The sequence below is a fragment of the Streptomyces sp. NPDC048417 genome (assembly GCF_040651615.1).
In the GTDB taxonomy this organism is placed as follows: domain Bacteria; phylum Actinomycetota; class Actinomycetes; order Streptomycetales; family Streptomycetaceae; genus Streptomyces.
The window spans coordinates 420169-430128 of record NZ_JBEZKI010000005.1; the positions used below are offsets into that span (position 1 = coordinate 420169).

Sequence of the window (9960 nt, forward strand, 5' to 3'; positions counted from 1 at the left end):
GGGGCAACGGCGCCTACTCGAACTCGGTCAGCACGGCTTCCGCGTCCAGCGTCACGGCCACCGCCTGCACCACCGAGGCGATCTTGAACGCCTCCTGGATCACCTCACGGTCGACCCCGGCCTTGCGCAGCACCTGCTCGTGCGAGTCCAGGCACATCCCGCAGCCGTTGATCGCGGACACCGCGAACGACCACAGCTCGAAGTCGACCTTGTCGACACCGGGGTTGCCGATGACGTTCATCCGCAGCCCCGCGCGCAGGGAGCCGTACGCGTGGTCGGAGAGCAGGTGGCGGGTGCGGTAGAAGACGTTGTTCATCGCCATCACCGCGGCCGCGGACCTGGCGGCCCGGTACGCCTCCGGCGTGAGGTTCGCCTTCGCCTCGGGCGCCAGCTCGCGCAGCACGATCGGGGATCGGGAGGCGATGGCGGTCGCCAGGACCGTGCCCCACAGCCGCTGGGCCGGCAGCTCGGAGTTGCCGATGACCGAACCCAGATTGAGCTTCAGGTCCTTGGCGTAGTCCGGGACCGCGGACTTGAGGGTGTCGAGCGACAACTCACTCACCGGCCAGCAGCGCGACGGGGTCCAGCGTCTCGTCGCCCTTGCTCCAGTTGCACGGGCAGAGCTCGTCCGTCTGGAGCGCGTCGAGGACCCGCAGGACCTCCTTGGGGTTACGGCCCACCGAGCCCGCGGTCACCATGGAGAACTGGATCTCGTTGTTCTGGTCGACGACGAAGACCGCGCGCTTGGCGAAGCCGTCCTCGCCCTCGATGCCCAGGTCGCGCATCAGCTCGTGCTTCGAGTCGGCCATCATCGGGAACGGCAGCTCGCGCAGGTCGTCGTGGTCCTTGCGCCAGGCGTGGTGGACGAACTCGGAGTCACCGGAGAAGCCGAGGACCTGCGCGTCACGGTCGGCGAACTCCTCGTTCAGCTTGCCGAACGCGGCGATCTCGGTCGGGCACACGAAGGTGAAGTCCTTGGGCCACGCGAAGACCACCTTCCAACCCTGGTAGGTCTTGTGAGTGATCGTCTCGAACTCCTTGCCCTTCTCCAGCGAGACGCAGGCGGTCAGTTCGAACTCGGGGAACTTGTCACCGACAGTGAGCACACGCTCTCCTTGCAGCGCGGAAGCACCCCGGATCGCGGGGTCGCCTCCGATGGGTTGGACGCCGCTGATCGTGGCACAAGGTGCATTGATTCCTGAAATAGCTACACTCGGTCGGATTGATCGGAGGTGGCTATCAGTGGCTGTGGGTAACCCCATGGGGAACGGTGTCGGCATGGGGAGCAAGCGCCGTCAACCCAGTCTCGCCCAGCTGCGCGCCTTCGCCGCCGTCGCGGAGTACCTTCACTTCCGGGACGCGGCCGCCGCGATGGGCATGAGCCAGCCCGCGCTGTCCGGAGCCGTCTCGGCACTGGAGGAGACGCTCGGCGTCACACTCCTGGAGCGCACCACCCGCAAGGTGCTGCTCTCGCCCGCCGGCGAGCGGCTGGCGGTACGCGCCAAGGCCGTACTGGAGGAGGTGCGGTCGCTGCTCGCGGAGGCCGAGGCGGTACGGGCGCCGTTCACCGGCGCGCTGCGGCTCGGCGTCATCCCGACCGTCGCGCCGTATCTGCTGCCCACCGTGCTGCGGCTGGTCCACGACCGTTACCCGGACCTCGACCTCCAGGTGCACGAGGAGCAGACCGCCAGCCTGCTGGACGGACTGGCCGCCGGCCGCCTCGACCTGCTGCTGCTCGCGGTTCCCCTGGGCATCGCCGGTGTCGTCGAACTCCCGCTGTACGACGAGGACTTCGTGCTCGTCACCCCGCTCGGCCATCCGCTGGGCGGCCGGGCCGGTATTGCGCGCGAGTCGCTCAAGGAGCTCACTCTGCTGCTGCTGGACGAAGGGCACTGTCTGCGTGACCAGGCCCTGGACATCTGCCGGGAGGCGGGCCGAGGAATCAAAGGGGCGGGGCGAAGTCCCTCGGTCGAGGGCGGTGGTGGGCGACGGGAGGGCGCGCCGGTGACCACCACGGCCGCGGGCCTGGCCACCCTCGTCCAGCTGGTGGCCGGCGGGCTCGGCTGCACCCTGCTGCCGCACACCGCCGTCCGGGTCGAGACCAGCCGCAGCGACCGGCTCCTCACCGGCTCCTTCGCCGAGCCCGCCCCGAGCCGTCGGATCGCCCTGGCGACGCGCGCCGGGGCAGCGCGCGGCGCCGAGTACCGGGAGCTGGCGGCCGCGTTGCGCGAGGCGCTGCGGCCGCTGCCCGTCCGGGTGCTCGGCGCCGACTCGTAGACCCCTACTCCGTACGCAGCCCGTCCGGGCGCATCAGGCGCAGCAGCGGCGGCAGGCTGAGCAGGGTCACGGCGAGGACGATCGCCGCGCCGAAGCCGGTCATCGACAGCACGCTCGGCCAGTCCACGCGCAGCGGTACGGCCGTCATCTTCATCAGCACCCCGCCGAGCGTCAGCCCGACCGCCATGGCCAGCAGCAGGCCCAGGGTGATGGGGATCGCCGTCTGCCAGAGTACGGACAGGGTGAGCGTACGGCGCCGGGTGCCGAAGGCGATCAGCGAGGACAGCAGCTTCTTGCGCTCGCGCAGCTGCTCCAGCTGGGAGACCAGCAGGCTCGCCCCGATGAGGGCGAGGACGGCGGCGGCGCCCGCGAACAGGCCGGTGCGGATGGTGTCGAAGCGGGTGGAGCGCTGGGTCGACTGCCAGATCGACACGTCGGCGAGCGGGTCGACGGTCTGGACGGCGGTCCGTACCTCCTCGGTTGCGTCCGATTCCGGGACCTTCGGGTCCAGCAGGACGTAGACGCTGCTCGTGAGGCTCGGGCGGGCCTTGGCCGGCAGGGCGGACGGGGTGACCAGCAGGCCGGTGAGGTCGCTGCGCAGGGCGTCCTTGCGGACCTGCGCCCGCCCGAGCTCGGCAGGCAGCGTCCAGCGGGCCTCGATTCCCTTCGTGCTGCCGGGGTAGGTGGGGTCGACCCAGACCGTGTGCCCCGGCGTCATCAGCTTGCGGGAGGCGGGATCGGAGAACGCGTCACTGGAGATGAAGACGTCACCGTCGTGGCAGGCGGAGATCCTGGCCAGTTCCCGCAGGGCCGCGCAGTCGCCGACCATGATCTGTATGGTGTCCTCGGTGCCCGCGGGCCTGGCCCCGAACCAGGTCTCCGACAGGGCCACGGTCTGCCGTACGCCCCGGGTCTCCCGCAGTGTGCGGGCGGTGGCGTCCGGGGCCGTGGTGGCGCGCAGGTCGACCTCCAGCTGGGTGCGGGACGGGTCCTTCCCGGTCGACTTGGTGTAGTCCGCGTCGACGCCGGAGAACAGCATCTGGAGCGCGATCGCGCCGGCCACCGCCACCGCGATGCCGTTCACCATCCGGGCCGCCGTACCGCTGCTCAACTGGAGCCTGCGGACCGCCAGTTGCCAGGAGACCGAGCCGCCGTGCAGGCGGTGGACGGCCCGCTCCACCACCCATGGCAGCAGCGTGGTGATGCCGACCAGCAGGGCCAGCACGCCGAAGGTCACCAGGTACGGGTTGAAGTCGCCGCCGCTGTTGCCCTTCCCGATCATCGGGGCGAGCATCAGCAGGCCGAGCAGCGGCAGCAGCAGCCGCCACCACAGCCGGCGCCGCCCGGGCCCGGACGTGCGCACCACGCCCAGCGGTTCGATGACGACCCGGCGCAGCGAGAACAGGGTGACCAGGACGGCGGTCGCCGGGACCGCGACGGCCACCAGCAGCGCCAGGACGGGCGACGGGGTGAGGTAGTCCGGGAAGATGCTGATGTCGAACAGCTCGATCGACCCGGCGAGCTGTGCGCCGGCCAGGAAGAAGCCGACGCCGAACGCCAGACCCAGCACGGAGCCCGCGAGCGCCTCGCCCGCCGCGATCCGCCGGGCCATGCCGCCGTCGCAACCGACCAGCCGCAGGGCGGCGAGCCGCCGGTCGCGCTGCTCGCCGCCGAACCGCACGGCGGTGGCGACGAAGATGGCGACCGGGGTGAGCAGCACCACGAACACCATCAGGACGAGGAGCAGCAGGACCGGGTCCAGCGGTTCGGATCCCTGGTCGGAGGTGTCCCCGAAGTGGTTGATCCGCTGCACCGCGCCCTTGCCGATCAGCGGGGCCAGGTGCTCGGAGCCCCCGTAGTAGGCGAGTTCGCGGGAGCCGATGAGTCCGGACTCCCCGATGGTGCCGACGACCTTGCCGGGCAGCCGCTCGCGCAGCAGTGCGGTGCCGGGGGACTTCAGCAGGTCGGCCAGGGCGGGGGAGACGTACATCTCGCCCGCGGCCGGCAACCGGTCGATCCCCGGCGGCAGGGGGGCCTTGGCGCCCTCCGGCTGGAGCAGCCGGCCGCGTACGTCCTGGTCGTGCCAGACGGTGTCGGTGTGGGCGACCACGACGGTGTCGTCGGCCGCCGGCATCTTCGCGGGGGCCAGCAGGTAGTCCTGCCGGGCCGCCTCGCGCTGGTGCCGGGTGTCCAGGATGCTGGGCACCGCCGCCGTGAGCAGCAGCAGCGCCACCCCGAGCCCGACGCCGACGCCCGTCAGCAGAGCCCGTATCCAGCCCTCGCGCCCGCCGGTGAAGGCGAACCGCGCCCCCATGGCCAGATCCCCGGCCCAGCGCCCCCGGCTCATACGGCCCGCTCCATGTCCCGGGACTTGCCGTCGCGTACGACGATCTCGCGGTCCGAGTAGGCGGCCACCCGGGCCTCGTGCGTGACGAGCACGACGGCCGCGTTGGTGGAGCGGGCCGCGTCGGTCAGCAGCTCCATCACGCGCTCGCCGTTGAGGGAGTCCAGCGCGCCGGTCGGCTCGTCGGCGAACAGCACCCGGGGGCTGGTCACCAGCGCCCTCGCCACCGCGACCCGCTGCCCCTGGCCGCCGGAGACCTCACCGGGCCGCTTGCGGCTCAGGTCGTCGACCTCCAGCTTCTCCATCCAGCCCAGCGCGGCCTTCTCGGACTCCTTGCGGGAGGTGCCGTTCAGCCGCAGCGGCAGCGCGACGTTCTCCACACAGGTCAGCTCCGGCACCAGCTGGCCGAACTGGAAGACGAAACCGAACTCGCTGCGGCGCAGGGCGCTGCGCTCGGTGTCGCTCATGGTGGCCATCTCGCGTCCGGCGTAGACGATCGAGCCCGAGTCGGGCGGCACGATCCCGGCGAGACAGTGCAGCAGGGTCGACTTGCCGGAGCCGGACGGGCCCATCACGGCGACGACCTCGCCCGGGTGTATCGAGAACCCGGCCCCGTCGAGCGCGAGCGTGGGGCCGTAGGCCTTGCGCAGCCCCTCGGCCGCGAGCAGCGAACCAGCGGGAGCGGTCACTTGGTCACCTCCGTGCGGAGCTTGTCGAGGCGGGCGGCGGTCAGCTCCAGCCAGCGCAGATCCGCCTCCAGGTGGAACAGGGCGTGGTCGCAGACGAGCTGGTCCGCGAGATCGCCCCGACGCTTGCGGTCGGTGAGGATCCGCATGCTGCGCAGATGCTCGGAGCGCTGGCCGTCGAGGACGTCGCCGGCGTCGCGGTGCGTCAGCAGGGCGAGCACGACCTTGGTGTACAGGGTCGACTGGAGGTACTCCTCCGGCTTCTCCGGAGTCGCCAGCCACTTCCCGACGTCGGTGACGCCGGCGTCGGTGATGGCGTACCGCTTGCGCTCGGGGCCGCCGCCGGCCTCGATGCCGTCGACTTCCACGAGCCCGTTCTTCAGCAGGCGGGACATCGTCGAGTAGACCTGGCCGTAGTGCAGCGGCCGGTCGTGACCGAACTTCTCGTCGAAGGCCCGCTTCAGGTCGTAGCCGTGGCGCGGGCCGGACTCCAGGAGCCCCAGGAGGGTGTGACCGATGGACATGGCAGCACTCTACACACGGTGTATACGCCGCATGTATACGCACGGTGTGTAGATCATGGCCGGGTGTGCGAACGCGCACGTGGGAGCCGTTTGTCACGGTTGTGCGACAGCGCGGTGTCACAGCGCGCGGGCCTGTCTCGTCTCCGCTCCGGGAGCCTGTTTCCGGTATCAGAAAGGGGATGGCCATGCGGGTCTTCGTGGCGGGGGGCAGCGGTGTTCTGGGACGGCGGCTGGTGCCGCGACTGGTGGCGCGGGGGCATCGGGTGACGGCCACGACCACCAGCGCGGCCCGGCTGGACCTGCTGAAGCGGCTGGGGGCCGAGGGTGTGGTGATGGACGCCCTCGACGCGCTGTCGGTCGGGGCGGCGGTGGCCGAGGCCCGCCCGGAGGTGATCGTGCATCAACTGACCGCGATCTCACCGGCACACGCGGGCAAGCCCGACATCAAGCATCCGGACCGGTGGTTCGCCCTCACCAACCGGCTGCGCACCGAGGGCACGGACCATCTGCTGGCCGCCGCCGAGGCGGCCGGCGTCCCCCACGTCGTCGCGCAGAGTCACGCCAGCTGGAACGGCATCCGCGAGGGCGGCTGGGTGAAGACGGAGGAGGACCCGCTGGACCTGATGGCCGGGACGGCCGCGCACCAGGGGATGCTGGCCCTGCGCCACCTGGAGGAAGCGGTCCTCGAGGCGGGCGGCGCGGCCCTGCGGTACGGCGCCTTCTACGGCCCCGGAGCCATCGACGACCAGGTGACCCTGGTCCGCAAGCGCCAGTACCCCCTGGTCGGCCGCGCCGAAGGGCACAGCAGCTGGATCCACCTCGACGACGCGGCGAGCGCCACCGTGCTCGCGGTCGAGCGGAAGGCGCGGGGCGTGTTCAACATCGTCGACGACGAACCGGCGCCGGCCGCCGAGTGGCTGCCGTACCTCGCCGAGTGCGCCGGGGCCGGGCGGCCGCTGCGGGTGCCGGTCTGGCTGGCCCGGCTGCTGGCCGGCGAACAGGCGGTGGTGATCATGACCCAGGGCCGCGGCTTCTCCAACGCCAAGGCCAAGCGGGAGCTGGGCTGGGAGCTGCGGTACCCGTCCTGGCGGCAGGGCTTCAGGGCGGAGCTGGCCTGAGCCCGGCGCTCGGTCCCCGCACGGCACCACCATCAGGTTGGACACCATCGCGGCCTTGCGCTCCTCGCCCAGTGCCACGATGCCCTTCCCCCGCCGTCGCCGTCCGAAGAGCTGGGCGACCCGCGCCTCGTTCGGCGCCACGGTGCCGAGGTCGCGCATCGCCGTGCCGGCGGCCAGGAACCCCAACAGGCCCAGCAGCAGGGCGAGTCCGCCGCCGGTGCGGTGCGCCGTGAACTCCCGCACAGGCGGGGCCGGCATCTCGGCCCGCTTCTATCCAAGCGATATCACTTTCAGTGCGGAGGCAACCCTCTGGCCTCTTCGCTCGTCGGTTCCGTTGGAGCAGGGTGCTGATTGTCACGTCCGTAAAGGGCGGATCGTCTGCTCTTTGTCATAGAGAGCGGTGTTAGCTTTCTGAGCTGACCTGAGCCACGTACTTGTGTGACACCCGTACACACGTGTGACAGCCGAGACGAAGCGGAGCGGACGGACTCATGGGACGAGCGGAAGAGAGAAAAGCGCGACAGCGCGGTGGCCGCCGTGCCGCGCCCGGGCACCGCTCGTCGCCCGATACCGCGCACGAGACAGCCGAGTCCCCGGGCGGAACCGCGACGGCGGTCCAGGCGCCGGTGGCCGAGGGCGGCACCCGCGCTGAGCGCCGCAAGGCCGCCGCCGGCAAGGGCAAGCAGGGCAAGGGGAAGCCGGCCACGGGCGGCAAGGGCCGCATACGCCGGCTGTTCACCTGGAAGAAGATGCTCGGCGCCTTCTTCACCGTGTGTCTGCTGGGCATCGGCGCCTTCATCGCGCTGTACACGATGGTGAGCGTGCCCGAGGGCAACGCGCTCGCGCAGACGCAGAGCAACGTCTACAAGTACAGCGACGGCTCGGTCCTGGCTCGCAAGGGCACCGTCAACCGCGAGATCGTGGACCTCTCCAAGGTCCCGACGGAGGTCCAGCACACCTTCGTCGCGGCGGAGAACAAGACCTTCTACAACGACAACGGCATCGACCTCAAGGGCATGGCCCGCGGCCTCTACAACACGGCGCGGGGCCGCGGTACCCAGGGCGGATCGACGATCACCCAGCAGTACGTCAAGAACTACTACCTCGACCAGGACCAGACCGTCACGCGCAAGCTGAAGGAACTGGTCATCTCGCTGAAGGTGGACCGCGAGAAGTCGAAGGACGAGATCCTCGCGGGCTACATCAACACCAGTTACTACGGCCGCGGCGCCTACGGCATCCAGGCCGCCGCCCAGGCCTACTACCGCGTCGACGCCGAGAAGCTCTCGGTCCAGCAGGGCGCCTACCTGGCCGCGCTGCTCCAGGCGCCGAGCCAGTACGACTGGGCGGTGGCCGGCCCCATCGGCAAGAAACTGGTCAAGCAGCGCTGGAACTACGTCCTGGACAACATGGTCGGCCAGGGCTGGCTGGACAAGTCCAAGCGCGACACCCTGAAGTTCCCCATCCCCAAGGCGCCGAAGGCCGCCTCTGGTCTGGAGGGCCAGAAGGGCTACCTCGTCGAACTGGCCAACACCCAGCTGGAGAACCAGCTGATGAAGACCCAGGGCCTCACCCGCTCCGAGGCGGAGGCCCAGGTCGTGGACCAGGGCTGGACGATCACCCTCAACATCGACCCGAAGAAGCAGGCGAAGCTGGAGGCGGCCGTCAAGAGCCAGCTGACCAGCAAGCTGGACGGCAAGAAGCGGAAGGTCGACAAGAACGTCCAGGCCGGCGCCGTCTCCGTCGACCCCAAGACCGGCAAGATCCTCGCCCTCTACGGCGGCGTGGACTACTACAAGCACTACACCGACAACGCCACCCGGGCCGACTACCAGCCTGCCTCCACCTTCAAGCCGATCATCCTCGCCGCCGCGCTGGACCAGAACGCCAAGACGCAGGACGGCAAGGAGATCAACGCCAACACGATCTACGACGGCACCAGCGGTCGCGCGGTCAAGGGCAGTGACATCGCCTTCTCGCCGCCGAACGAGGACGACGCCGACTACGGCGACATCACCGTGCAGACGGCGATGAACAAGTCCGTCAACTCGGTGTTCGCGCAGATGGGTGTGGACGTCGGCATGAAGAACGTGATGAAGGTCGCCGACGACCTCGGCCTGGACACCACGGATCTGCCGGCGGTGCCCGCGCAGACCCTGGGCAGCATGGGCGCGAGCCCGCTGGAGATGGCCGGGGTGTACGCCACTCTCGACAACCACGGCCAGAAGGTCACCCCGAGCATCCTCGCGTCGGCGGAGAAGACCGGCCGCAAGGTCGACCTGCCGGACCCGATCGGCGAGCAGGTGATCAGCAGCAGCGCGGCCGACCAGGTGACCTCGGTCCTGACCGGTGTGGTCGACGACGGCACCGCGAAGGTCTCGGTGGCCCAGAACCCGCTGCGCAAGGGCCAGCAGGTGGCCGGCAAGACGGGTACGTCCGACAGCAACAAGTCGGCCTGGTTCACGGGCTTCACGCCCGACCTGGTGACCTCGGTCGGACTGTTCGGCGAGGACTCCAAGAGCCACAACCAGGTCTCGCTGACCGGCGCCACCGGCCTCATCCCCGGCACCGGCCGGATCAACGGTGGCGGTTACCCGGCGCAGGTCTGGGCGGCTTACACCTTCGGGGTCACGAAGAAGCAGAAGTTCGACCTGAACACCGACCTGGGCGCGGCCGTCCAGCCCACGGAGACCCCGTCGAAGTCCGCGACGCCGTCCGAGACGCCGTCGGAGACCCCGAGCCAGACGCCGACCAAGTCCGCGCCGCCGTCCCAGACTCCGTCGCAGACGCCGAGCCAGACGCCGACGACTTCCGCGCCGCCGTCCCAGACTCCGTCGCAGACGCCGAGCCAGACGCCGACGGGCCAGAACACGGACAACCCGTTCGACCCGGCGAACACCATCCGGTAGTCATCCGGGTGCGGGCCCGTCGTGGCCGTTCGCGCAGTTCCCCGCGCCCCGGAGGGGCGCGGGGCTCTGTCTGACATGGGGCTCCGCCGGGTGGGCGTGACC

Annotated in this window: 8 protein-coding genes and 1 pseudogene; 3 read left to right on the forward strand and 6 right to left on the reverse strand. The window is 70.4% G+C overall.

Features of this window, described 5'->3' with window-relative positions; genetic code table 11:
• Positions 1-13 precede the first annotated feature (13 nt).
• Together AB0D59_RS11040 and AB0D59_RS11045 are read right to left on the reverse strand one after the other, a co-directional pair.
• The gene (locus AB0D59_RS11040; RefSeq protein ID WP_362563554.1) at positions 14-553 is read right to left on the reverse strand and encodes an alkyl hydroperoxide reductase; all 540 of its coding nucleotides are present in this window, start codon (positions 551-553) and stop codon (positions 14-16) included.
• A 1-nt stretch (position 554) separates the two neighbouring features.
• Positions 555-1106 (reverse strand): peroxiredoxin, encoded by a 552-nt coding sequence (locus AB0D59_RS11045; RefSeq protein ID WP_362563493.1) that lies wholly within the window; start codon positions 1104-1106, stop codon positions 555-557.
• Positions 1107-1278: 172 nt separating this feature from the next.
• On the opposite strand from AB0D59_RS11045, the gene AB0D59_RS11050 reads away from it, so the two are divergent.
• Positions 1279-2277 (forward strand): LysR substrate-binding domain-containing protein, encoded by a 999-nt coding sequence (locus AB0D59_RS11050; RefSeq protein ID WP_362563495.1) that lies wholly within the window; start codon positions 1279-1281, stop codon positions 2275-2277.
• Positions 2278-2281: 4 nt separating this feature from the next.
• Here the strand turns inward: AB0D59_RS11050 and AB0D59_RS11055 are convergent, their stop codons facing one another.
• Genes AB0D59_RS11055 through AB0D59_RS11065 form a run of 3 tightly spaced genes read right to left on the reverse strand, consistent with a single transcriptional unit; the run spans position 2282 to position 5831 of the window.
• Positions 2282-4624, reverse strand: a complete 2343-nt coding sequence (locus AB0D59_RS11055) for an FtsX-like permease family protein (RefSeq protein ID WP_362563498.1) — start codon at positions 4622-4624, stop codon at positions 2282-2284.
• Positions 4621-5310, reverse strand: a complete 690-nt coding sequence (locus AB0D59_RS11060) for an ABC transporter ATP-binding protein (protein ID WP_362563500.1) — start codon at positions 5308-5310, stop codon at positions 4621-4623. The genes AB0D59_RS11055 and AB0D59_RS11060 overlap by 4 nt, the downstream gene beginning before the upstream one ends.
• Positions 5307-5831, reverse strand: a complete 525-nt coding sequence (locus AB0D59_RS11065) for a PadR family transcriptional regulator (protein WP_362563503.1) — start codon at positions 5829-5831, stop codon at positions 5307-5309. The genes AB0D59_RS11060 and AB0D59_RS11065 overlap by 4 nt, the downstream gene beginning before the upstream one ends.
• A 185-nt stretch (positions 5832-6016) precedes the next feature.
• Between AB0D59_RS11065 and AB0D59_RS11070 the strand changes: the two genes are divergently transcribed.
• Complete coding sequence (locus AB0D59_RS11070) at positions 6017-6949, forward strand: NAD(P)-dependent oxidoreductase (RefSeq protein WP_362563505.1); 933 nt, start codon at positions 6017-6019, stop codon at positions 6947-6949.
• A 93-nt stretch (positions 6950-7042) separates the two neighbouring features.
• On the opposite strand, the pseudogene AB0D59_RS11075 reads toward AB0D59_RS11070, so the two are convergent.
• A pseudogene (locus AB0D59_RS11075) lies at positions 7043-7207 on the reverse strand (SPFH domain-containing protein); the annotation flags it as partial.
• Between the two features lie 233 nt (positions 7208-7440).
• Between AB0D59_RS11075 and AB0D59_RS11080 the strand changes: the two are divergent.
• A complete protein-coding gene (locus AB0D59_RS11080) occupies positions 7441-9858 on the forward strand; it encodes a transglycosylase domain-containing protein (protein ID WP_362563507.1) in 2418 nt (805 codons plus the stop codon).
• Positions 9859-9960 lie beyond the last annotated feature (102 nt).

What these genes read in the sequence shown, in the direction of transcription:
- AB0D59_RS11050 (WP_362563495.1), top strand. Translation starts at nt 1,279, where the DNA reads ATGGGGAGCAAGCGCCGTCAACCCAGTCTCGCCCAGCTGCGCGCCTTC.
- AB0D59_RS11055 (WP_362563498.1), bottom strand. Translation starts at nt 4,624, where the DNA reads ATGAGCCGGGGGCGCTGGGCCGGGGATCTGGCCATGGGGGCGCGGTTC.
- AB0D59_RS11065 (WP_362563503.1), bottom strand. Translation starts at nt 5,831, where the DNA reads ATGTCCATCGGTCACACCCTCCTGGGGCTCCTGGAGTCCGGCCCGCGC.
- AB0D59_RS11070 (WP_362563505.1), top strand. Translation starts at nt 6,017, where the DNA reads ATGCGGGTCTTCGTGGCGGGGGGCAGCGGTGTTCTGGGACGGCGGCTG.
- AB0D59_RS11080 (WP_362563507.1), top strand. Translation starts at nt 7,441, where the DNA reads ATGGGACGAGCGGAAGAGAGAAAAGCGCGACAGCGCGGTGGCCGCCGT.